Here is a 22,833-nt window from a genome sequence, read left to right on the forward strand (position 1 = left end):
TTATAATGTTGTTTTTTCGTCTTATATAAATAATTGTATATCTGATTGAAGTGCATCCTTTAGATAATCCGTAGCTTCAATTACCTCTAGTTCAGGAATGAGTTCTTCTTTTTTAAAGCCCATAACTTCAATTGAAAGCTTGCAACCATAGAACTTAACGCCTTTTTTTATAGCGCCTTCCAGGAATTTTGAAAGACTTGGTGTTCCATCTTCCTTCATCATAGCTTCAAGCATTTTTTTTCCCAAACCACTAAAATTCATATTGGAAAGGGGTAATTCTTCTGGACCTTTTGGAGTCATTGTTCCCATAAGTTTCTCAAGTGAAGACTTGCCTTCGCTTATATTTATATTGGGGTCTCGCAATAGAAGTAAACCCCAAAAGGCAAAAAACATAGATACTTCCATTCCTAATTCTTTAGCTGAATTTGCCAGTATTAATCCAGCTAAAGCTTTGTCATATTCTCCACTAAACATTATAAGGCTTAGCTTTTTATCCATTATTTATAACACCTCATTTTGATTTAGTGTGTGCATATATTTATATTTTATTCTTACTCATTGTAATTTTAATAAATAGAAGGTTACTAAAGCTTTAGCTAGTAAGCCAATTACACCAGTAGCTCCCTAATATAAAAACAGCCAATCTCCTCAGAAGATTGGCTGTTTTTATATTGCTTAATTTACTCATACGCAATAGAATGACTGGGTTTATTTCATCATATTATCAGCCGTTAATCCTAGTATCCGTGATGGAATCCATGATCAAACATTCTTCTTCGTCTTCTTCTTCTTCCAAGTAAATCTCTAATAAACAGTACTCTAGTTAAATCCTCAATTGGACCTCTCCTGCCTAGTCCGAGTATTTGTCTCATATCATTATTATCATTTCGATCATCCTCATCTTTATGGTGCTCTTCGTACTTGTCACATATTTCTTTACACATATGATCCATTTCTTCCTTACTAGGGGAATACATTGTGCCATGTATGGACTCCAGCATATTACAATGATGCTTTACCATGGGATTTATCTTCATATAAATCTTAGGGTACATGTTTTTTAAATCTTTATCATCTTCATCATATTCATCATCTTCATCATACATAGGCATACACATCGTAGGCATATACATCATAGGCATATTCGTCATGGGCATATCCTTCATGGGCATATCTTTCATAGGCATATTCGTCATAGGCATATCCTTCATGGGCATATCTTTCATAGGCATATTCGTCATAGGCATATCTTTCATAGGCATATCCTTCATAGGCATATTCATCATGGGCATATTCTGTCCAAGATTTTCATAATCTTTACTACGGTAGTTGTACATAAGTACCTCCAAAATAATATTCACCATTCATACTATTCTGTTTTTATTGTTTTGTTACAACAGTCCCGCATACCCAGTTTTAAGAAAAGTTCAAAAAAAAATGGTCTGCGTCATTTTCAATTATGCTGTATATTACATATTGTCGAAGGACAAGGAGTGATATTATGTCAAAGTCTGAAAAAAGAGATTGTTGTTATGATTTAATAGTTTCCTACTTAGAATATCTAGTTTTATTATCATTAATTTTAATAACGAAATTTAATTGGTGGATGATGAAAGAAAATTAAAATATATATCAGCTAAATTTTTAAAATCTAGGCGTGCAGCTGAATCTAGTAAATAAGCGGATAATTTTGCGTCTTTTATTCTAAATTTATTTAATTCAATAATTATTTCGTCAGCATTCCCTATGCCTATACCATGCCCAAAATAAAGTCCATTACCTAGGTCTATAACATTTTCTCCTTGCCATTCAGGCTTTAGTGGGTTTACATCAGGGTTAGCAAAGTATCTTCTATCTCCTGGGAAATAATCACTTCGTTTTTCTAAATAACCTGCATCCTCTAGCGCATCATCTATATAATGCCAATTCATTAATTGTATTTTAGGAAATAGCTCATTAAAATCTTTTTCTGCAAATGTATTAAGCAATGCTTGATAATAAATAATAATAATTGCGGTAGAACATTCAGTACCATATTTTGAACTATTTATAGAAATATCATTTATAGCTGAACTGGGAGTTACTCCTTTTTTTAATACAAATCCACCTTCATAAGTACGATCCCAATAATCAAGATTACAGATTGATTTACGAAAGGTTTTAAAGGACATATTGCTTTCATTGAGTTTTTTAGCAGCAATAACAATATTATTTCTTAATTTTAATTCAAACTGCAATTGATTTAATGAATCGTACTCATATAGGGATTTGCTTAAACTCATCCTAGTAATGATATCTATCTCAATATCATTTGGTTTATATTTATTTATAAAAGTATCGATGTTAAAAATATTGTTAGAAATTATGATCATTTAAAGCCTCCTTAATTAGTTATAACAATTATCAATTGTTAGGTTTCTAGCCTAGCTTTAGCAATGCTTATTTGCTTAATTATGGAATGGTTAATCCATGATTTCCATAAATATATATTTTCATAATGGGTTGCACGTGAGAAGCTTGATAGAAGTAGTTTGTCACTTTCATCTAAGTGGTTAAAATAATATAATAAGTTGTTTTCTTTTGCAGTGTATGGTATGAAGGTTTTTCCAGTATAAGGTGATACCTGTTTGCATAGATATTTTGCATCTAAAGCTACAATATAGGGTATAGGCTTACTGGTTCTCTGAAAACTTTCCCCCGTAAAATATAAAAATGGATAATTCTCTTCAAGCCAATAAAAAAAAGCTATATATTGTTTTTGACTATTTTTTTCCATGGTCATATCTATGGAAGGTACGAAATCTAGAAGTTTGCATGCTAGCTTAACATCATTTGCGTCTTCTGAAATTAAATAATTAGCAATTAACATTAAGCTATATGGATCTCTTGCTTGAAAAAAAGCCCATATTAAATCATGTGTAAAAAGACCTTTTCTGTTTCTAAAAAAAATCATATCTACTATAATAGGTAAAATTGTTTTATCCTTGTGAATCTTTATTAAAAGCAGGGCAACAACATCTAAAAATTCATCATCTTCATTGCTTAACCCATGTTCAGCGATACCTCTTTCAAAAATACCTTTTAAAGCAGGATAGTCTAGTTCCATATGTTTAGAATATAAATATTGAATCTTTGAAAAACTTGAGGTGTCTATATTATCTAAATACATATAATCCCTCCTTCATTTCTAGATTTTTAATATAAATAAAAAACCATATTATATAATATTATCAATGTAGCCATAATGTTAAAGATATGAGGCAAAAAATAAAAGTAATTTAGATGGAGGTTAACTATACAAAGAATTCATGGATATAATGAAAGTGGAAAATCTATAAGTTCTTTCAATTAACACATACTTGACATAAATTCAACTTTATTATAGTATATGTATATACATATATTGTACTGGAGTTGAATTGATGTGCTGCTTAATTTCGTCTATTAATAAAAATACACAGAGTTGTGCTTGTGGTAACTTAAGAAAAACAACTCGTACAATTACTCAATTTTATGACAAAATGCTTAAACCAACTGGACTTAAGAGTACTCAATGCTTGTTATTGCTGGATATTTCTTTGAATGAAAATATTTCTGTTTCGAGTCTTGGTAACATCTTACTCATGGATCAAAGTACTGTAACAAGAAATGTTAAGTTACTTATAACGGGTGGGTATATTGATATTAAGAAAGAAGAACAGGATTCTAGGAAAAAGTGCATAACTATAACTAATAAAGGCTTAAAGACTCTTGAAGTGGCTATACCTATATTAAAGAAAGCACAAAGTAAGATTGAGGATGGTATTGGAAAAGAAAGAATTGAGGAATTATTAAAAACATTAAAGGATATTGAAAAATTAGTGGAGTAAATTTTTTTAGCATAATGTATGTATATACATATAAAATATAAGGAACTGGATAACTAATAATTAGGAAAGTCTATTTTAGGGTATACAGCTAAAACTTAATTTTAACAAGGGGATGAATAGAATGGATCTTATAACTGTAAATGAAGAAAAATGTATTAAATGCGAACAATGTATTAAGGAATGTCCATCATATGTTCTAAAGATGGGAGAAAAGGGACCAGAAGAAGTAGCAAATACCAATTGTATTGCCTGTGGACATTGTGTTGCTATATGCCCGAGTAACGCTATAGATAATAAAAAAACACCATTAGATAAGCAAGTTGATGCAAAAGATTTTCCTAAACTAAATGCAGAGCAGGCAGAGCATTTTCTAAGGTCACGTCGTTCTATAAGAAATTATAAAGATAAATCAGTATCACGAGAAAAATTAACAAAATTAGTTGATATTGCAAGGCTCGCGCCTACTGGAAGCAATGGTCAAGGTATATCATTTGTGGTAGTTGAGGACAAGCAATTAGTTGAAAAAGCTACTGAGCTTACTATTACGATGATAGAAAATTCTCCACTAAAAAATAAATTAAAAGGATTAATCAGTATCTACAGGGAAGGCGGAGTTGATTCAATTTTACGTGGTGCGCCAAACTTAATTATAACTACTGCGGACAAAGACTTTTCAAATGGAAGGGCTAACTCTATTTCTTGTTTGACTTATTTAGAATTATTTGCCCCATCACTAGGACTTGGAACTTGTTGGGCTGGATTTTTTGAGTATTGTGCATCCCTTAAGGATTCTCCACTGCTTAAATTATTTAATATTCCAGAAGGAAAAACCATAACAGCTGCTGTTATGGTTGGATATCCTAAGTATAGCTACAAGAACTTAGTTGATAGAAATCCATTAGAGGTTACTTATATCTAATATAAAAATAAGAAGACAAAAGTCACTAATGAATGTGTTATTTCATTAGTGACTTTTTTTCTTTTTACAAGAATTTTTTTATATCCTCAATTTTTTCTAAATCAAAGATATTTGTTGCTATCAGCTCAATAGACTCCTCAGGTAATTTTTTAATATTTTCTATATAGAAATCAGAAAGTCCATTAAATCTTTTAATTAGCTGTTTTATAAGAAGTTCGGATTTGCCCTCTTTCATGCCCTCTTTCATGCCTTCTTTCTTGCCCTCATCTAAACCTTCTTTTATTGCTTCTTTTTTAAATTTATCAAATATATTTGATGCATTAGAAACCATTGATTCAACCTCCATTTCATTATTAAATATATTTTCTACTAACTCATTCATGTTAACTATATCATTGTTATTAGTTGTGTTTTTAATCCATCCTTTTAATAATAGTTTTTCCTCATAAGTCAAACTATTAAAATTAATTACTATATTTTTTAATCTTTCCAAAAATTCTATAGCGTTTATATCTTGATCTAATAAAAATATGGCTGAGGCAATATTTTTAAACTCATACAAATACTCCTTAGAGTATCTGTTAATATCTACTAGAATATATTTAAAGTCCAAAATATTATCTCCAAACAATTGACTACCAGTTATAATATCCTTAAAATTTCTAGCAGATGTCCATTTGTTAGTACCATTATAAAGAACGATGGGAATGACTGCAGGAAGTCTAAAGCTCTTTCTTTTAATTTCTTTTTTTTCACTATTTCTTAATATATCCCTCCAGAGTTCTACCATATACATTAACAACCTTATGGGCATGCTATGATCTACACTGGATTGAAGTTCTAGAAGAACATAAAATATTAGGTCATCTTTTCCAATAGTTGCGGTGTATACTATATCGGATTCTAATTCCTCATAATCAGACAAAATGTAAGACTTATCACTGAGTATTAATTTGTCCTTTTCTAATTGACCGGCCCACTCTCCTTGAACAAAGGTGTTAACAAAGGATAAAAAAGCATCCTTAGTAGAAAATAAATCTTTATAACTCTTATCATGAATATTGTTTAAATCTTTTTTAAAACTCATATTAACACTCCTAATTATATCAAATTTTATGCTTAAATAACATATGCTATAATAATATTATTACCAATACACGAACATATATTCGCACTATGGAGATTTTTTTAAAAAAATATCAGGGATATTATGGATAGAAAGATAGTTCCTATGCATTGTTTTTTTGCAACATCCCACCTGCCACGTGGGTGGCACCTAAAATTCCATTGATGAAGCTATACCTATTGCTCGTTTGTAGGTGAAAGTGGTAAAATAGTAAGAATACTTGTTAATTTACTTATGCAGATAATTTTGAAATGTTTGGTGATAACATATACTGTAAATAGTGTAGAAGAGATTATTGTTGCAAAGTTTCTTCAATAACTTTTGAAGAAACTGAAATAGAGCCAATTCAAGACTATTTCAAGCAGGAGCTACTGGCTCGAAGTCAGATATATAGGTGATGTGACTGATAGACTAGAAGTATATACTATGATACATTAGAGTCATAGCATAATATAAATAAAGAAATATAGTGTAAATTAATTTGCACGAAATATTAAAAGGAGACAAAAACAATGTCAGAATGTATATTTTGTAATTACAATAAATCAGAAATAATAGCAGAAAATAAATACACCTTTGCAATACTGGATCATTCTCCAGTAAATGAAGGTCATTCTTTAATTATACCTAAGAGACATTTTTCAAATTTTTTTGAAGCCACAGAAGAAGAAATTAAAGCAATATATGGCTTATTGCACGAGGTAAAAGAAATTTTTGATATTCAATATGAACCAGATGGCTATAACATAGGCGTAAATATAGGCGCTTATGCTGGGCAAACTATAGAGCATATGCATGTACATTTGATTCCTAGATATGTGGGGGATGTGGGTAATCCTAGAGGTGGAGTTAGGGATTTGAAAGAGGCACTGGTGGAGTAGTTCTATAATATTCCTAATAAATCCTTTCATCCTAATAACTGTAGGAATTTATGCTAGGCAAACTATAGAGCATGTGTATTTTATTCCTGGGTATATAGGGTATGTGAGTAATCTAAGGGTAAGGTGAGAAATTTAAAAGAAAATTTGATGGAGTACGATGAATCGGCATTAGGAAAATCTATAGGTTTTCAGTTATTGGAACAAGACTAATAGATTGTGAAGTTATAAATATTTTATGAGATTTAAGCGGGGGGATCACTTAATGAGAATTGATTTAACTAAGGGAAATATTTATAAGAAACTTATAATTCTAGCAATACCTATCATGGGAACATCGCTGATACAAGCAGCCTATAGCATGACAGATATGATATGGGTTGGTAGATTAGGATCTAGGGCTGTTACTGCAGTAGGCGCGGCGGGATTTTTTACTTGGTTTGCTTTCGCTTTTATTACAATCCCTCAAATAGGAGCAGCGGTTGGAGTATCCCAATCTGTAGGGAGAAAAGATATAAAAGAGACCAAGAGCTATATAAGGCATTCAGTGCAAATGAATATAGTTTTTGCTATTTTGTATGGGGCTACATTGATAATATTTAGAAAACAGCTTATAGGTTTTTTTAACATTAAGGGTGAGGATATTGTTAGTATGGCAATAAGTTATATTGTTATAGTTTCTGCTGGGATGATATTTTTCTTTTTACCTCCTGTACTTACAGCAATATTCAATGGTCATGGAGACAGTCGGACGCCTTTTAGAATAAACGTAGTAGGGCTTATTGTTAATATCATACTTGATCCTATTTTAATATTTGGACTAGGACCATTCCCGAGAATGGGAGTTCCAGGGGCAGCTATAGCAACAATATTTGCCCAGTTTGTTGTAACAGCAATATTTATTTATGTCATAACAAAGAAAACTGATTATTTTGACGGAGTGAATTTTCTACAAAAACCTGATTGGCTTCATATGAGAAAAATTGTTAAGTTTGGATTGCCTGTTGCGGTGCAAAGTGGAGTATTTACGGTTATAGGAATGATTATAGCTAGGATACTATCGCAGTGGGGATCAACTCCTATTGCGGTGCAAAGCGTTGGGTCACAAATAGAATCAATAACATGGATGACAGCTGGAGGGTTTCAAACTGCATTAGGTGCCTTTGTAGGGCAAAATTTTGGAGCGAAAAAGTGGGACAGAATTTATAAGGGGTATTTTATAGCTTTAGCTATTATTTCAATTATTGGAACAATTACATCCTGTCTTTTAATATTCTTTCCTAGTCCTATTTTCTCTATTTTTATTTCGGAAAAAGCGGTAATAAAGGATGGTATAGTGTATTTGAGAATACTTGGAGTTTCACAGCTTTTCATGTGCATAGAAATGACAACAGCAGGAGCCTTTAATGGTCTTGGAAGGACAATGCCTCCTTCAATAGTAGGTATTGTGCTAAATATGCTTAGAATACCAGGAGCACTTCTATTGTCAATGTTTTTGGGACTTAGTGGGGTATGGTGGAGCATCAGCATTAGCAGTATCCTAAAAGGTTTAATATTAACAAGTTGGTTTATCATATTTCTAAAAAGACATCCGGAAATAAGAGGGATGAAGCTTATTGATTTTTCTAAATTAAAAGTAAAAATAGATAATTAGCAAGTGAAAAAGGTAATAAGGGAGAGAAAACTATGTCAGAATGTATATTTTGCAATTACAATAAATCAGAAATAATAGTAGAAAATAAATACACCTTTGCTATACTGGATCATTTCCCAGTAAATGAAGGTCATTGTTTGATATTCAGTATGAACCAGCGGGATATAACATAGGTATAAATATAGGAGCTCATGCTGGGCAAACCATAGAGCATTTGCATGTGCATTTAATTCCTAGGTATGTAGGGGATGTTACTGAGCCAAGAGGCGGAGTTAGAAATTTAAAAGAGGCGTTGTTGGAGTATGATGGTTGATGCAGATATAATTGATTTTTAATAGGAAGATGCTTAATGGGGAAGTTAGCTTAAAGATTCAGTTGATAATGTTCAAAATTTAAGGTGAAATATGTAAATTACACTTGAAATAAAACTCGTTCTGGATGTAGCAGTATATTGCGATAAAGAACAGATATTCAAAAGAGGATTTTTAGGAGTACCACAATTAGTAGTATAGGTTTTGAGTCCTGGCAATTCAGAGGATGACACAATAAAAAAGAAAGATATTTATGAGAAATTTCATGTTCCCGAATATTGGATATCTTCACCTATGTCTAAGAAAGTATATGTATATAATTTAGAAAATGATAGATATAAATTAGAAGGAGAATATAAATTTTTAGAAGAAGACATAAAATCAAGTAGATTTGAAGACTTGAGGATAGATATAAAAAACATAGATTTGTTTGAGTATAATGAAGACGATGACATTTAAATAAAAATAAAACTGCATGTGGATCATTTAAAATATCCATAAACAAATAACGTATAACGTATTTTAATTTAATTAGAATCTTGTTAAATTTAACAAGAATTTAATTAAATAATTAACTTCAATATCTGAGAATACACTGAAATCACTGGCTTTTATGGAGTTAAGTCCTAGTTAAGAATGCTGTTAAATCTAATTAAATTTAACAAAATGGATAGTGGGTGAAGTTATTATTACAAATGAATATATGGCTTGGAAAAGCATTTTCGAATTCTACTGTTTTAAATAATGAGCTTCACAGAATGGATTTAAGATGGTTAGTTAAAGCATAATAATGATTAAAGAAGATTTGAGCAATCAACTAAAATAATAGTATTTATGGGGGAGCGACATGAGTTTATCAACTTTTTTTCTGATATTTATATATGTATTTAATATCGCATCTGTTTTTACATTGATTTTTGTAAAACGAAGTGATACTAGAGTTATATTTACTTGGCTCTTAGTATTCTTTTTTCTACCATATATTGGTTTTATTCTTTACTTTCTTATTGGCAGTAAACATAAAATGCGTGTTATGTCAAAAAAATATGGTATGAATGAAATTGAGGAAAAACACAGCAAAGCTCTTGATAAACAAATTCATGACATTGCAGCAGATAAAATACAGTTTAAAGAAGTAAAAACTGAAAACTATAGAGATTTGATAACGTTGAATTCAAAAAATGCAATGAGTTATTTTACTCAAAATAATAATGTAGAGCTTTTAATAAATGCAGAGCAAAATTTTTCTCGTATTTTTGAAGATATTAAAAATTCAACTAAAAGTATTGAAGTATTATATTATATTTTTAAAGCAAAAGATAATATTGGTAAAGAATTTGTTTCTCTATTAATAGAAAAGGCAAGTCAGGGAGTAGAAGTAACTCTAATATATGATGGCATTGGTTCTTTAGGTACTCATATGAGAGATTTTAAGGAGTTAAAAGAGGCTGGTGGACATGTGTACAGATTTTTGCCATCAATGCTAAAAAGTTTTTTACATGTAAATTATCGCTTACATAGGAAAATAGTTATTGTTGATGGGAAAATTGCTCATACTGGCGGAATAAATGTGGGCGACGAATACTTTGGTTTAAAAAAGATAAATAAACCTTGGAGAGATACAACAATACGGTTGACTGGTAACTGTGTACTTTCACTTCAAACAAGATTTTGGACTGATTTGATTTTTTTGCAAAATCAAAGCTTTAGTAAGAAAAATAAAGCTACATTGATGTTCGATGAAAAGTTTTTGAAAAACCTTTATTGTCCAATTGAAGAAGGGGATATAGGAGTACAAATAGTCTCAAGTGGACCTAGTACTCGTAATGATACTATAAAAGATGGATATGTTAAAATGATTACCACTGCCAAAAAATATTTATATATTCAAACACCATATTTTATTCCAGATAAAACACTATTAGAAGCTCTAAGGCTTGCTGCAGCTTGTGGTGTAGATGTTAGAATCATGCTTCCGGGGGTACCTGATAAAAAATCTATTTATGCCGTTTCACTATTAAATGTAGCGAAACTCTTAAAGGACGGTGTAAAGGTATATTTGCATTCAGGTTTTCTTCATGCAAAAACACTTGTTATAGATGACCACGTTTCAACAGTAGGCACTGCAAATATTGACATGAGAAGTTTTAGCCTTAATTATGAGATCAATGCTTTTATTTATAATAATGATTTTGCAATTAAGTGTCGTGATACATTTTTAAAAGATATGAAAGACTGTACAATATTCGATATTGAAACTTATTCAAAACGTGGTTTGTGGAAAAAAATTTATGAATCTATTTGGCGTTTTATTGCTCCAATTGCTTAATAAGGTATTCTTTTTACTGATTTAGTTACTGAATATATAAAGTAATGTTATTGAACTTATGAAGCTATGAACTTAATGTAAGTAATTTGTAGTTGAAATTGGGAACAATATTTTTGAAAGACGACGTAAAAATACCGTAAAATTCAATTGAATAATACGGCATTTTTAAGGGATTATTCGGTTTTAATAGTTGTGACGCTTAATATGAAAGATCCGTATTAACAAATACTCTAACCAATTAATTTTTCATAAAAGAATAAGAAACCATCTTCAGTTTGCCCAGTTTTTTTATAGCCAATTTTTTCATATAAATATTGATTTTTCACACTATAATAAGGCGTTCCCAGTACCCATTTTTTTATCTGTGGATGTAACTCTTCCATTAATTTCATTGTGTTGAATCCATAACCCTTATTGTGGTATTCAGGGTGAATACATAAATCTTCTAATTCATAAGATTCAGTTTCCACGCTATGCAACCAAAAAAATCCAATTATATTACTATTAAGTGTGATCTTGTAAAATAAGAATTTTTTGATGAGTCGTCTAATTCTCATATGTCGTCACAACAAAACCCATATTAAGCAGATATAGGTTTAGTTTGGACCTTTTGTGAATTTTACTTATATAATTCATTTCTCTTAGTGGGCGGTGATATAGTTAGGAAACAGAGCTTTTAATGATATTTCAGAAGAAAGGCCCTCTACTTATCAGTAATTACAAGAGCAAATGTTCGCATATGATTTGAAATTATACTAATACTATAAACAGGTAATATTATGATATAATAAAAGAATTCCAAACAACAAATAGGCAAGAGGATATAAGAAGATTTATGTTTTATGATGCATCTTTGCATTATAAAGGGAATAGAAAAATAAGAACAGTAATAGTATATTCTTCAGATATTAAAAAGGCTGAAAGTTATATAGATGCAGGAAGTATCAAATATAATATAGAGGCCTATTATATGAGTAATATAGATGGTGATGAAAAATATAATTATTTAAAAAATAAAATTGATAGTAATGAAGAACTTACAGATGAAGAGGTATTAGGTTTAACATTTATACCCTTAATGAAGGGGAAACTAACCAGATGAGAAAGAACTATAAGAAGTATAGAATTAGCAGATAAGATAAATATAAGTGATAGTAAATTAAAGTGTCTTACAATGTTGTATGCATTATTAGAAAAATTTGGAGACGCTGAAAGCAAGAAAAAATTTAAGGAGGTATTTAATATTACAGAAATAGGGAAAATGATATTAGCAGATGGAATTGCTAAGGGAATAGAAAAGGGAATAGAAAAAGGTAGGAAATAAGGAAAAGCACAGCTTTTATTAAAGCAATTAACTAAGAGATTCAATAAAATACCAAGTGAATATAAAAATAAGATAATGGAATTACCAGATGAAACTATAGAGATAATAGGGCTTGAATTATTTGACATGAAAGAAGTGAAAGAAATAGAGAAATTTTTTTAGTATGGAACTTCATAATAAAGAAATTGAAAGATTGCAAGAAAAAACCGGATCCATATAAAAAAATGCAAACTACATATCTTTTGATAGGGAGTTTGCATTTTTATTTATCTGTAGCTACAAGTATTACATACACACTGGGATATTTTATTTCTGAGATATGTAACAAATATTCAGTACTTGGAAATGTTTAAAATTTGAGAAAATAATAAAAATCATATATACTATGGTTACTGCTATAAGCATTAAAATGATTAACTGTCAACTACCACTAGCCTAAAGGCATAGTGGCTTGTAGGAGATAATATCAATCATTAAGCCAAGTTGAATAGCCTAAGTATCAAATTACTACGTTATATGAGAATATATAGTTACCCATGGATACTTCTCGAGTCTGTGGCTCTAAGCTTTAATATTAAACATCTCTGAGGGTAGGAGAAGTGTATTAAAGATATAAAACCTTATATAACATTGGCGAAGAGAACTTACCTTAATATAGTAATATATTAGGAGTTTAAATTATCTGAAAGGATGTGTAATTAATGGTATATGTAATAAGTATTGATGGGAAACCATTAATGCCAACATCAAATGCGAAATCAAGAATATTATTAAGAGAAAATAAAGCAATAGTTAAAGAATTAAAACCTTTCACTATTCAATTAAACTATAAAACTGAAACCGAATATACTCAAGAAATCATTTTAGGTATAGATTCAGGTTACAACAATGTTGGTTTTAGTGCCGTAACAAATAATAAAGAATTATTATATGGTATTTAATCAATAATTTGAAAGAAAATCATGATAATATTCATTCAACTTATGGCTATATAACTAAAAATCACAGGATAGAAAATAAGATAGAAAAAACTCATTATAATGATGCTTTTGCAATAACTAAAGGTGTTAATCAAATAAGAAATACAGAAATATTTGCAGTTAAGCAGTCAAGAAGAAATAATAGAAGTTTAGAAATGTTTTATGATGCAAAATATATTGATATAAGAACTGGTGAAAAGGTTAGTGGTGGAGATTTAAATAATGGAAGAAGAACAAGGGATGAGAATTTAAATTCTGAAAATCTTCATCAATATAGAGGACAGGAATTGTCAAAAGGACAAAGAAGAATACGAAAAGTTAGATACTTTTATCAACATAATGATTTAGTTAAATATGAAGGAAAAGTATATAGTGTTAGAGGAACTCAGAATGGTGGGGCGTATATAAGATTAAATGAAATAAAAAAAGTTCCTAGAGTAGATTTATTAATACCTTATAAATTTAACAAAGGGATAGTGTGGATTTAATGGATTATATAAGTCAGAATCATTCAAAACATTTAATATTTTCTTGTAAGTATAGAAAGAAACTTTTAATAAGATATGGAAAAGAAATTAAGAAAATATTATGTGACATTGCAGAAGAAAAAGATTTAAATATAATAGAAATGGAAGTTGATAAAGACCATATTCATATATTGGTTCAATATCCACCTACAAAATCAAGGATAGAACGTTATTCATCCACTACCCTAAAGGGATAGTGGCTTTCTACCTAATTCGTTGTAAAGGATGTTTTTGTAGTTTGCAGGAGATTGCCACTTGCCATGTGGATGGCAAGTTTTTTGAGGCGTAAAATACAAGGGGGGTACATATGAAAGTAGCTAATTTAGTCGTAGAAGGGGAAAATATCAGAAGAATAAGTGATGTTTTATATAAGAACCAAGCTGAATCCAGTAAAGATGAACCACATATTTATAAAGACGGAGATATATCAATACTAATGAGAGAGTCTTACTATGATAGAATTGCATCAACCCTTATGTCAGTTATTATTATGAAATTTATTGATGATAATAAGGTGGAAATAGAGATAGTTATTAGTGGGGGTAAAAATGGAGTATTTATGGTGAGCTGGGGAGCTGAAAGCAGTGAAAATAGAGACATAATATATGAAATAATGAATTTATGTAAAACTAATTCATGGGAGATAACAAGTATGGAACCTAAAAATATACTGGAATCAATAACTGAATCTACTATTAAGAAAATCAAAGAAAAAATAGTTAATCCTTTTAAAAAATAATTATTTATGGAACAATTTAATTTATAACTCAGGCAAATTTATAGGTTTTCAGTTATTGGAACAGGAGTAATAGAATGTGAAGTTATAAATATTTTATGAGATTTAAGCGGGGGGATCACTTAATGAGAATTGATTTAACTAAGGGAAATATTTATAAGAAACTTATAATTCTAGCAATACCTATCATGGGAACATCGCTGATACAAGCAGCCTATAGCATGACAGATATGATATGGGTTGGTAGATTAGGATCTAGGGCTGTTACTGCAGTAGGCGCGGCGGGATTTTTTACTTGGTTTGCTTTCGCTTTTATTACAATCCCTCAAATAGGAGCAGCGGTTGGAGTATCCCAATCTGTAGGGAGAAAAGATATAAAAGAGACCAAAAGCTATAAAAGAGACCAAAAGCTATATAAGGCATTCAGTGCAAATGAATATAGTTTTTGCTATTTTGTATGGGGCTACATTGATAATATTTAGAAAACAGCTTATAGGTTTTTTTAACATTAATGGTGAGGATATTGTTAGTAGGGCAATAAGTTATATTGTTATAGTTTCTGCTGGGATGATATTTTTCTTTTTACCTCCTGTACTTACAGCAATATTCAATGGTCATGGAGACAGTCGGACGCCTTTTAGAATAAACGTGGTAGGGCTTATTGTTAACATCATACTTGATCCTATTTTAATATTTGGACTAGGACCATTCCCGAGAATGGGAGTTCAAGGGGCAGCTATTGCAACAATATTTGCCCAGTTTGTTGTAACAGCAATATTTATTTATGTCATAACAAAAAAAACTGATTATTTTGACGGAGTTAATTTTCTACAAAAACCTGATTGGCTTCATATGAGAAAAATTGTTAAGTTTGGATTGCCTATTGCGGTGCAAAGCGTTGGGTCACAAATAGAATCAATAACATGGATGACAGCTGGAGGGTTTCAAACTGCATTAAGTGCCTTTGTAGGGCAAAATTTTGGAGCGAAAAAATGGGACAGAATTTATAAGGGGTATTTTATAGCTTTAGCTATTATTTCAATTATTGGAACAATTACATCCTGTCTTTTAATATTTTTTCCTAGTCCTATTTTTTCTATTTTTATTTCGGAAAAAGCGGTAATAAAGGATGGCATAGTGTATTTGAGAATACTTGGAATTTCACAGCTTTTCATGTGTATAGAAATGACAACAGCAGGAGCCTTTAATGGTCTTGGAAGGACAATGCCTCCTTCAATAGTAGGTATTGTGCTAAATATGCTTAGAATACCAGGAGCACTTCTATTGTCAATGTTTTTGGGACTTAGTGGCGTATGGTGGAGCATCAGCATTAGCAGTATCCTAAAAGGCTTAATATTAACAAGTTGGTTTATCATATTTCTAAAAATACATCCGGAAATAAGAGGGATGAAGCTTATTGATTTTTCTAAATTAAAAGTAAAAACAGATAATTAGCAAGTGAAAAAGGGTAGGCAGTTAGTGCCTATCCTTTTTCAACATTTTCATTTAATACTAGGGTTTTTAAAGTTACTTACAGTAGAATTTGCAGTTCAAATTCCTTATTGCAACAAGGACATTTAACTATATGCTTTCCTCTAGTTCGTGGCAATCGAAGTACCTTCTTGCAATGTGGACATTTGCGAAAACGATGTGTTTTAATTTCTTTAATTCTGCGAAGCATCAAAGAACCTGAACCTTTAACAGGTTTCCAAATCTTCATAAACTTTTCATTTTCCATACGTCTTTTGTAAACATTTCGAGATAATGCCCTGAAAATAGTCCAAATCAGAACAGCGGACATCAAAATCCTAATAATAGCAGAACTGATAAAAGCATTAGCAACTATTAAAACAAAATATACCACAATCAAAGCATTATACAGTTGATCTGTACCATATCTGCCATACATAAACTGTGCTAATTTATTTTTTAAATTTCCCATTTTACTCACTCCTCATTAATACGATAGTCATTAGCAACCACAGAATATTTTTGCAAAACAAAAATTTGAACTGCTGTTTTTGCGTGACTTAGTGATATGATTTTGTTACCCACACCAGAATTTGCAAGTGTACTGTAATAGTACCACTGTGCACTTCTGCTTGCAATACTTTCCAGCCTTCTTAGTAGAAATATTAAGGTATTAAGCTATGAAAATGTAATACGCATTTTCATAGCTTTTATTGTTTTGAAATTTTAGAAGGCAAATTCTGACTTTGCTGAATGATACTATATAAATGTGATTATTAAGTTACAATTTGATAAATTTATCTTAATTTAGCTAAACTACTGTGATAGAATAGATTTAAGAAGAACTTAAAACATATACAACGTATTTGAATCTGGATTCCTTATATCCGTGTACAACATTGGAATTAGGCCTTCTTTCAATACAGTAAAACTCAATTCGCCATTAATGCACACTATTTATCGGTGAATAGTGTGCATTGTTTACGTGAAAGAGGCAATGGTTGAGTTTCATAGAATTATATCAGGTTGCTAGAATATTGCTTAATGGGGAAGTAGCTTAAAGATTCAGTTGATAATGTTCAAAATTTAAGGTAAAATTATAAGATACAATTGAAATAATAGGGAGGTGTGAAACATGGAAAATAATCTAGTAAAAGAAGAATGGATTGACGGAAATGTTATGATGTCCCCAAGGCCACAGTATAATCATATGGAAATTGAAAAAATGATAGGATTTAGATTAGAAAGCTATTTTAATGGGAAGTGTAAAGTAGCATTAGAAAATGCTCTGTTTCTAACAAAAGAAAATCCTAGTGAACTTAAAAATGATATAGTTAAATTAAAAAATTTAGTAACTGGCAAATGTGCGGAACTCGTTCCGGATGTAGCAGTATATTGCGATAAAGAACAGATATTCAAAAGAGGATTTTTAGGAGTACCACAATTAGTAGTAGAGGTTTTAAGTCCTGGCAATTCAGAGGATGATACAATAAAAAAGAAAGATATTTATGAGAAATTTCATGTTCCAGAATATTGGATAGCTTCACCTATGTCTAAGAAAGTATATGTATATAATTTAGAAAATGGTAGATATAAATTGGAAAGAGAATATAAATTTTTAGAAGAAGACATAAAATCAAGTAGATTTGAAGACTTGAAGATAGATATAAAAAACATAGATTTGTTTGAGTATAATGAAGACGATGACATTTAAATAAAAAAGCAGTATTTTACTGCTTTTTTTGCATAAAAATAAAACTGCATGTGGATTATTTATTTAAGCATAGAAAACCAGAATAAGACTGGTCTTGTAAGGAAGGCTTGTATAGAACTGAGTGCAAATCCTCAACTGATTTTGGGAGAAAACACTTTGATGTAAATAGTGATATGTTTAATATACTCACGGGATATACCATTGAAAATATATTAAAAACTATAATGCTTTTTAGATGATGGTCATAACTTTCCAAGTTTAATAAGGTTCTACATGGAAGGCTAAGGTTAAAGGGAAATTCATAAAAAAATTAGAAGATGTTCATGTAAGCTATGAAAATGTAATATACAGTTTCATAGCTTTTACTATTTTTAAATTTTATAAGGAAAATTTTAAAATAGGAGAAGCAAAAAAATAGTGAATTATTTTAAAAAGTTGTGCTCAGATGAAAAACTTGTAATTGATTTAATGCTTTATTATGTTGAAATGGGTGTTGAGTTTACAAATACATATGGAGACATCAATAAAAATAGAGGTGTACTATTATGATGCTTTATCATGGTTCAATTAAGGAAATACATACTCCAGCTATAAATCTATATATCAGAGAGTATATACCCAAAGAAGAATTATTGAGACGTATTAAAATGCAGAAACGTAATCAGCAGGTTTGTATTGTAAACCAAGAAGCAATTCAAAGACTAAGGTTTATAAAGGGAGAATGTGTATGAAGGCAACAGTAATTGATGCATCTACATGGTTTGAAATAGTCACAGAACTCGGAAAACAATTAGATATTACTTTTGAACAATCATTAGAAATAGTATATAATTCAAAAATGTATAAACTTCGTGAAGATGAAAATACAGGCATGTATTGTAAAGCACCATTAGATATAGTAGATTTAATAAAATTTGAAATTCAAGGTGAATTAGAACAGGCATTGTTAGAAGGAAATTAAGTTGAAAATATATTTTTGCCACGTGCCATGTGGGTGAAACCTAAAAGATCATTATAAAAGCTATTAAAATGTACTAAGCATTTTGATAGCTTTTTTGGATTTTAGGGGAGTGTGATGAGGTTTAGTATTGTTGGGATATTACCGTTTTATAGTTATAGTTCTTCAAGATACATATCTTTTTACAGGAAATATAAAAGAAAATATGAAAAAACTATAGCAATATAAGCAGAATGAATTATTTATGGTTATTAAATGAAATTAATTGGTACAATGTTATTATATAGTTTGTATTAAAAGACTAAAAGAATTTTGTGAAATTATGATTTAGGAAGGAGAAAAATATGAAAAAAATAGTTCCTCATTTATGGTATGACAAAGAAGCCAAAGAAGCGGCAACCTTCTATATCAGTTTATTTGAAAACTCTAAGATTTTAAACGAGACAGTTATCGGAGATACTCCTTCAGGAAATGCGGAAAGTATAAGTTTTGAATTAGCAAGGCAAGAATTCGCTGCAATAAGTGCAGGTCCTTATTTCAAATTTAACCCATCGATTTCCCTTATGGTAGCTTGTGACTCTATTGAGGAAGTGAATACTAAATGGAAAGCATTATCAGAAGGTGGGACGGAATTGATGCCACTCGCGGAATATCCATTTAGCAAGTGGTACGGCTGGATACAAGATCGTTATGGGCTGTCTTGGCAATTGATGCTTGTTGATATTGGGCAAAGGGTTCAAAAGATTACACCAAATTTGCTTTTCTCAAATTCTTCATGTGGAAAAACAGAAGAAGCAGTGAAGTATTATGCTGAGGTTTTCGAAAATTCAGAAATAGGCTTAATAAGTAGATATGGCAAGGATGAAGCGGAGTCATCAAAAGCTCAAGTAAATTATGCTGCTTTTAAGCTTTGCGGTCTTGATTTTTCGGCCATGGATAATGGATATGATGTAGATTTCAATTTCAATGAGGCATTTTCACTCATTATAAATTGCGAGGACCAAAAGGAAATTGATTATTATTGGGATAAACTTTCTGCTGTTCCTGAGGCAGAGCAATGTGGATGGGTAAAGGACCAATTTGGTGTATCATGGCAGATTGTGCCATCAAATATGGAAGAAATCTTAATGCATGGTACAAATGATGAAATTAAAAGAGTAACAGAGGCTTTTCTAAAAATGAAAAAGTTTGATTTAAATGCTTTGGAGAAAGCACGTTTAGGACGTTAACTTAAACAGTTATTATACATGAAATACATAGATTACTACAGGCAATATTGATACTACTAAGCCAAAAAGTAAGTAAAATTATGTACAGTAAAAAACCATCTGAATTCCAGATGTTTTTTTTATATCAGTTGCTCTTTTTAAGTAAATATAATATACTGTTATTAGATAATTAGACAACTATCTAATTATCTAATAACTAAATAAAGGAGAGATTGTATGTCTGCTTTGAATTTGCCATTTAAAGCTTTAGCCGATCCAACTAGGCGGAAAATCATAATGCTTCTTAAGAAAGAATCCCTTACTCCTGGTGAAATAGCGGAGCATTTTGATATGACAAAACCGAGTATTTCTCATCATTTGAATATGTTAAAACAAGCTGACCTTGTAAGTGATGAAAGAAAAGGGCAGAACATTTATTATTCATTAAATACCACTGTATTCCAAGAAGTTATTGGCTGGTTTTTTGATGTAACTCATTATAACGAAGGAGATGATCTTAATAATGAAAAAGATTCTTAAGTTTATAAAAAAGGATTGGTTTATTATCGCTATAATTGCCTTAACTTTTATTGTTAGTTTATACTTTTATCCAAGCCTTCCAAACAAGATTCCAAGCCACTGGAATATTAAAGGACAAATTGATGGTTATTCGGGTAGATTTTTTGGAGCCTTTGGAATTCCTTTAATGAATTTAGCTTTTTATTTTCTATTTATATTTCTACCCTATGTAGACCCTAAAAAAGCAAATTATGCAAAATTTCCATCTGCATATAAATTAATAAGGTATTCTTTCCATATGCTCTTTGCAGGTATTCAGGCTACAGTGTTGCTAGTTGCACTTGGATATCATATAAATGTAGGTATGTTTGTAGGCTTAGGTACATCTTTATTATTTGTTGCGATAGGAAATGTCATGGGAAAATTCAAGCATAATTATTTTGTTGGAATAAAAACTCCATGGACTCTTGCAAACGAAGAAGTGTGGGTTAAAACTCACCGAATGGCTGCACCATTATGGGTAGTTGGAGGTATTATATCTGCAGTCTTTGCAATATTTGGAGGTGCAACTTCTTCTTTCATAGCTTTAATGGTAATAGTATCTGTAATTTCCATCGTTCCAATAATATATTCTTATGTTATATTTAAAAAGCTATAGGGAATATAAATAACCTCCAATATGTATTATAGTGGATAGAAATTTAGTGCCTATCCACTTTTTTTTGATTGCGAGCAATCCAACAGATGTAAAAGGCTTAAAATAATAACTCCACTTTTCACCTGTTGAACAGGTTATCATTAAATAGGAGACTATAAATGATATAATGTTCCCCAATGCATTTTTTCACACCCGAATTCCTCCATTTAAAAGATATAAATAATCTTTGTTGCACATAATTTTTGTCTAGAAAATTACGTTTTTTTCTTTTTAACTTTCAAGTATAAATAATTTTTCTACCGTAGTGTTTAATAGTTTAGCAAGGTTCATAGCTAAGTCCAGAGTAGGATTATACTTTTCATTTTCAATTGCATTTATGGTTTGCCTTGTAACGCCAAGCGTAGTCGCTATATCTTCCTGTCTATATCCAAGTTGTTTTCTTAATTCTTTTATATTATTTTTCATCTTTTCCAAGTTTCCATTTCAAAAAAGATTGAATTACCATAAGAACAAGATTTTGCGATATTAAAAGAATAAATCCTAATCCCAATATTCCTGTCTGAGTGTAATCATAGATATCCCAAATCACTAAAAATATGGTTGTATAAACCAAAGTCCATTTCATTGCTTTTAAACTAATACTTAGTTCCATTTCATCCATTTTTCTCATAATAACAACCTCCATAATGTAAAAAGTATTTTACATTATCATTTTAACACTAACCCTAACAAAATGTAAATATGTTTTTACTTTTTGTTGATTGTGCTATAAGAATAATTTATAGATTAAGTGACATGCTTCTTAAATTTCATCATAACTGAATTAGTATTGTGTTACTTTCACTTAAGTTACTCTTCATCTATTTTTACTCTTAACATTTTATTCTTAACTTTTACTGCATATTTTAATTCATAGGCTGGTACACCATTATTAATTGCTTCTGCAATTTCATCCATTTCCTTTTTTATCTTTTCTTCATCAACATACCAACCAAGTACAATTGATTTTTCTCCCCAAAACGATCCGCTATTAAGACCAATCAGCCAATATTTAGGCTCATCGTTTTTTGCTTTGTACATTACATGTGACGCTAAAACTTTATAGCAATTAACAATTGATTTTCCATCATATGATTTAATAGTAATTTTCCCTGTTGGTACAATTATAGTATTGGGTAAAGTTTTGTTGTTTTCAGTGGACTTTATCTCCCCTAGCATCAAATAATCTAAAGATACATTAAGTTCTTTAGATAACACAAGCAATTTTTCCATTTCTGGATAGCCGCTCCCCTGTTCCCATTTAGAAACTGCTTGACGACTTACTCCGATTATTTCTGCTAACCCTTCCTGTGAAATATTTCTTTCTTTCCTAATTGATTTTAAGTTATCTGCAAAACCCATGACTTTCTACCTCTTTTCTTTGTTATTATGTGTAAATTATAATATGTTTTACACTAAAATAACACCAATCTACATTTGCAAATCCGCAACTTGTATTTGCATTTTTCATAAACTGTATGAAAAAATGTTTCTGGTATACTAAAATCAATGCAGACCGGCCTTTAAAAAACCAAGCATAAAATGGAAAAATCCATTGCCAGCACCCTCAAAATATACTATCCTTTTTAGTGACGAAACTGAAAAGGAGAACGA

30 protein-coding genes and 2 pseudogenes are annotated in these 22,833 nt (G+C 30.4%); 22 read left to right on the plus strand and 10 right to left on the minus strand.

Annotated elements, in window-relative coordinates:
* Positions 1-21: 21 nt before the first annotated feature.
* From Ctaglu_RS20775 to Ctaglu_RS20790, 4 genes are all read right to left on the minus strand, one after another.
* Entirely contained in the window at positions 22-498 is a 477-nt protein-coding gene (locus Ctaglu_RS20775) for a DsrE/DsrF/DrsH-like family protein (RefSeq protein WP_125005336.1), read from the minus strand.
* A 239-nt stretch (positions 499-737) separates the two neighbouring features.
* Entirely contained in the window at positions 738-1,337 is a 600-nt protein-coding gene (locus Ctaglu_RS20780; RefSeq protein ID WP_125005338.1) for a hypothetical protein, read from the minus strand.
* A 258-nt stretch (positions 1,338-1,595) separates the two neighbouring features.
* The gene (locus Ctaglu_RS20785; RefSeq protein ID WP_125005340.1) at positions 1,596-2,372 is read right to left on the minus strand and encodes a protein-glutamine gamma-glutamyltransferase; all 777 of its coding nucleotides are present in this window, start codon (positions 2,370-2,372) and stop codon (positions 1,596-1,598) included.
* Positions 2,373-2,410: 38 nt separating this feature from the next.
* Positions 2,411-3,169: a hypothetical protein gene (locus Ctaglu_RS20790; protein WP_125005342.1), complete on the minus strand. Its 759-nt coding sequence runs from the start codon at positions 3,167-3,169 to the stop codon at positions 2,411-2,413.
* Between the two features lie 253 nt (positions 3,170-3,422).
* Between Ctaglu_RS20790 and Ctaglu_RS20795 the strand changes: the two genes are divergently transcribed.
* The gene (locus tag Ctaglu_RS20795) at positions 3,423-3,869 is read left to right on the plus strand and encodes a MarR family winged helix-turn-helix transcriptional regulator (RefSeq protein ID WP_125005344.1); all 447 of its coding nucleotides are present in this window, start codon (positions 3,423-3,425) and stop codon (positions 3,867-3,869) included.
* A 121-nt stretch (positions 3,870-3,990) separates the two neighbouring features.
* Positions 3,991-4,788, plus strand: coding sequence for a nitroreductase family protein (locus Ctaglu_RS20800; protein ID WP_125005346.1), 798 nt, complete (start codon positions 3,991-3,993; stop codon positions 4,786-4,788).
* A gap of 64 nt (positions 4,789-4,852) precedes the next feature.
* On the opposite strand, the gene Ctaglu_RS20805 is transcribed toward Ctaglu_RS20800, so the two are convergent.
* A complete protein-coding gene (locus Ctaglu_RS20805; protein WP_125005348.1) occupies positions 4,853-5,875 on the minus strand; it encodes an Rpn family recombination-promoting nuclease/putative transposase in 1,023 nt (340 codons plus the stop codon).
* Between the two features lie 551 nt (positions 5,876-6,426).
* Here Ctaglu_RS20805 and Ctaglu_RS20810 point away from each other — a divergent pair.
* The 5 genes and pseudogenes from Ctaglu_RS20810 to cls all read left to right on the plus strand — a co-directional run bounded on the left by Ctaglu_RS20810 (position 6,427) and on the right by cls (position 11,086).
* On the plus strand, positions 6,427-6,795 hold the full coding sequence (locus Ctaglu_RS20810; RefSeq protein WP_125005350.1) for an HIT family protein: 369 nt from the start codon (positions 6,427-6,429) through the stop codon (positions 6,793-6,795).
* Between the two features lie 262 nt (positions 6,796-7,057).
* Complete coding sequence (locus tag Ctaglu_RS20815; protein WP_125005352.1) at positions 7,058-8,446, plus strand: MATE family efflux transporter; 1,389 nt, start codon at positions 7,058-7,060, stop codon at positions 8,444-8,446.
* Between the two features lie 32 nt (positions 8,447-8,478).
* Positions 8,479-8,759, plus strand: a pseudogene (locus Ctaglu_RS20820) (HIT family protein).
* Positions 8,760-8,961: 202 nt separating this feature from the next.
* Positions 8,962-9,216: a Uma2 family endonuclease gene (locus Ctaglu_RS20825; protein ID WP_125005354.1), complete on the plus strand. Its 255-nt coding sequence runs from the start codon at positions 8,962-8,964 to the stop codon at positions 9,214-9,216.
* 388 nt (positions 9,217-9,604) lie between these two features.
* Complete coding sequence (gene cls / locus Ctaglu_RS20830; RefSeq protein ID WP_125005356.1) at positions 9,605-11,086, plus strand: cardiolipin synthase; 1,482 nt, start codon at positions 9,605-9,607, stop codon at positions 11,084-11,086.
* A 230-nt stretch (positions 11,087-11,316) separates the two neighbouring features.
* Here cls and Ctaglu_RS20835 read toward each other — a convergent pair whose 3' ends face one another.
* Positions 11,317-11,643, minus strand: coding sequence for a GNAT family N-acetyltransferase (locus tag Ctaglu_RS20835; RefSeq protein ID WP_125005358.1), 327 nt, complete (start codon positions 11,641-11,643; stop codon positions 11,317-11,319).
* Between the two features lie 278 nt (positions 11,644-11,921).
* Here Ctaglu_RS20835 and Ctaglu_RS26035 point away from each other — a divergent pair, with 278 nt between their 5' ends.
* From Ctaglu_RS26035 to Ctaglu_RS20860, 9 genes and pseudogenes are all read left to right on the plus strand, one after another.
* On the plus strand, positions 11,922-12,188 hold the full coding sequence (locus Ctaglu_RS26035; protein WP_233439895.1) for a hypothetical protein: 267 nt from the start codon (positions 11,922-11,924) through the stop codon (positions 12,186-12,188).
* 72 nt (positions 12,189-12,260) lie between these two features.
* Positions 12,261-12,410 (plus strand): hypothetical protein, encoded by a 150-nt coding sequence (locus Ctaglu_RS26040; protein WP_233439896.1) that lies wholly within the window; start codon positions 12,261-12,263, stop codon positions 12,408-12,410.
* 12 nt (positions 12,411-12,422) lie between these two features.
* Positions 12,423-12,572 (plus strand): annotated as a pseudogene (locus Ctaglu_RS26045) (DUF4351 domain-containing protein); the annotation flags it as partial.
* A 539-nt stretch (positions 12,573-13,111) separates the two neighbouring features.
* The gene (locus Ctaglu_RS26050; RefSeq protein WP_233439897.1) at positions 13,112-13,351 is read left to right on the plus strand and encodes an RRXRR domain-containing protein; all 240 of its coding nucleotides are present in this window, start codon (positions 13,112-13,114) and stop codon (positions 13,349-13,351) included.
* An 8-nt stretch (positions 13,352-13,359) separates the two neighbouring features.
* Positions 13,360-13,878, plus strand: a complete 519-nt coding sequence (locus tag Ctaglu_RS20845; RefSeq protein ID WP_233439899.1) for a hypothetical protein — start codon at positions 13,360-13,362, stop codon at positions 13,876-13,878.
* Positions 13,878-14,114 carry an IS200/IS605 family transposase gene (gene tnpA / locus Ctaglu_RS20850; RefSeq protein ID WP_125005360.1) on the plus strand — a complete coding sequence of 79 codons (237 nt, stop codon included), beginning with the start codon at positions 13,878-13,880 and terminating at the stop codon, positions 14,112-14,114. Before Ctaglu_RS20845 ends, tnpA begins: the two co-directional genes overlap by 1 nt.
* Positions 14,115-14,224: 110 nt before the next feature.
* Entirely contained in the window at positions 14,225-14,656 is a 432-nt protein-coding gene (locus tag Ctaglu_RS20855) for a hypothetical protein (protein ID WP_125005362.1), read from the plus strand.
* Positions 14,657-14,778: 122 nt separating this feature from the next.
* Positions 14,779-15,135 (plus strand): MATE family efflux transporter, encoded by a 357-nt coding sequence (locus tag Ctaglu_RS26520; RefSeq protein ID WP_373861710.1) that lies wholly within the window; start codon positions 14,779-14,781, stop codon positions 15,133-15,135.
* Complete coding sequence (locus tag Ctaglu_RS20860; protein ID WP_373861711.1) at positions 15,086-16,108, plus strand: MATE family efflux transporter; 1,023 nt, start codon at positions 15,086-15,088, stop codon at positions 16,106-16,108. The genes Ctaglu_RS26520 and Ctaglu_RS20860 overlap by 50 nt, the downstream gene beginning before the upstream one ends.
* A gap of 76 nt (positions 16,109-16,184) precedes the next feature.
* Here Ctaglu_RS20860 and Ctaglu_RS20865 read toward each other — a convergent pair whose 3' ends face one another.
* Positions 16,185-16,595: a BRcat domain-containing protein gene (locus tag Ctaglu_RS20865; protein ID WP_125005364.1), complete on the minus strand. Its 411-nt coding sequence runs from the start codon at positions 16,593-16,595 to the stop codon at positions 16,185-16,187.
* Positions 16,596-17,258: 663 nt separating this feature from the next.
* On the opposite strand from Ctaglu_RS20865, the gene Ctaglu_RS20870 reads away from it, so the two are divergent.
* The 6 genes from Ctaglu_RS20870 to Ctaglu_RS20895 all read left to right on the plus strand — a co-directional run bounded on the left by Ctaglu_RS20870 (position 17,259) and on the right by Ctaglu_RS20895 (position 21,180).
* Complete coding sequence (locus tag Ctaglu_RS20870) at positions 17,259-17,837, plus strand: Uma2 family endonuclease (protein WP_125005366.1); 579 nt, start codon at positions 17,259-17,261, stop codon at positions 17,835-17,837.
* A 545-nt stretch (positions 17,838-18,382) separates the two neighbouring features.
* Positions 18,383-18,568, plus strand: coding sequence for a hypothetical protein (locus tag Ctaglu_RS20875; protein WP_125005368.1), 186 nt, complete (start codon positions 18,383-18,385; stop codon positions 18,566-18,568).
* Positions 18,565-18,798, plus strand: a complete 234-nt coding sequence (locus tag Ctaglu_RS20880; protein ID WP_125005370.1) for a hypothetical protein — start codon at positions 18,565-18,567, stop codon at positions 18,796-18,798. The genes Ctaglu_RS20875 and Ctaglu_RS20880 overlap by 4 nt, the downstream gene beginning before the upstream one ends.
* Before the next feature lie 341 nt (positions 18,799-19,139).
* Positions 19,140-20,024: a VOC family protein gene (locus Ctaglu_RS20885; protein WP_125005372.1), complete on the plus strand. Its 885-nt coding sequence runs from the start codon at positions 19,140-19,142 to the stop codon at positions 20,022-20,024.
* Between the two features lie 216 nt (positions 20,025-20,240).
* Positions 20,241-20,543, plus strand: coding sequence for an autorepressor SdpR family transcription factor (locus tag Ctaglu_RS20890; RefSeq protein ID WP_125005374.1), 303 nt, complete (start codon positions 20,241-20,243; stop codon positions 20,541-20,543).
* Positions 20,527-21,180 carry an SdpI family protein gene (locus Ctaglu_RS20895; protein WP_125005376.1) on the plus strand — a complete coding sequence of 218 codons (654 nt, stop codon included), beginning with the start codon at positions 20,527-20,529 and terminating at the stop codon, positions 21,178-21,180. The genes Ctaglu_RS20890 and Ctaglu_RS20895 overlap by 17 nt, the downstream gene beginning before the upstream one ends.
* Before the next feature lie 270 nt (positions 21,181-21,450).
* On the opposite strand, the gene Ctaglu_RS20900 is transcribed toward Ctaglu_RS20895, so the two are convergent.
* From Ctaglu_RS20900 to Ctaglu_RS20910, 3 genes are all read right to left on the minus strand, one after another.
* Positions 21,451-21,645 (minus strand): helix-turn-helix transcriptional regulator, encoded by a 195-nt coding sequence (locus Ctaglu_RS20900; RefSeq protein WP_125005378.1) that lies wholly within the window; start codon positions 21,643-21,645, stop codon positions 21,451-21,453.
* Positions 21,635-21,850 carry a hypothetical protein gene (locus Ctaglu_RS20905; RefSeq protein WP_125005380.1) on the minus strand — a complete coding sequence of 72 codons (216 nt, stop codon included), beginning with the start codon at positions 21,848-21,850 and terminating at the stop codon, positions 21,635-21,637. Before Ctaglu_RS20905 ends, Ctaglu_RS20900 begins: the two co-directional genes overlap by 11 nt.
* 179 nt (positions 21,851-22,029) lie before the next feature.
* Positions 22,030-22,581 carry a helix-turn-helix domain-containing protein gene (locus tag Ctaglu_RS20910; protein WP_125005382.1) on the minus strand — a complete coding sequence of 184 codons (552 nt, stop codon included), beginning with the start codon at positions 22,579-22,581 and terminating at the stop codon, positions 22,030-22,032.
* Positions 22,582-22,833: the final 252 nt, after the last annotated feature.

Origin of the sequence: Clostridium tagluense (assembly GCF_003865095.1) — a bacterium.
GTDB classification, from domain to species: Bacteria; Bacillota; Clostridia; order Clostridiales; family Clostridiaceae; genus Clostridium_AD; species Clostridium_AD tagluense.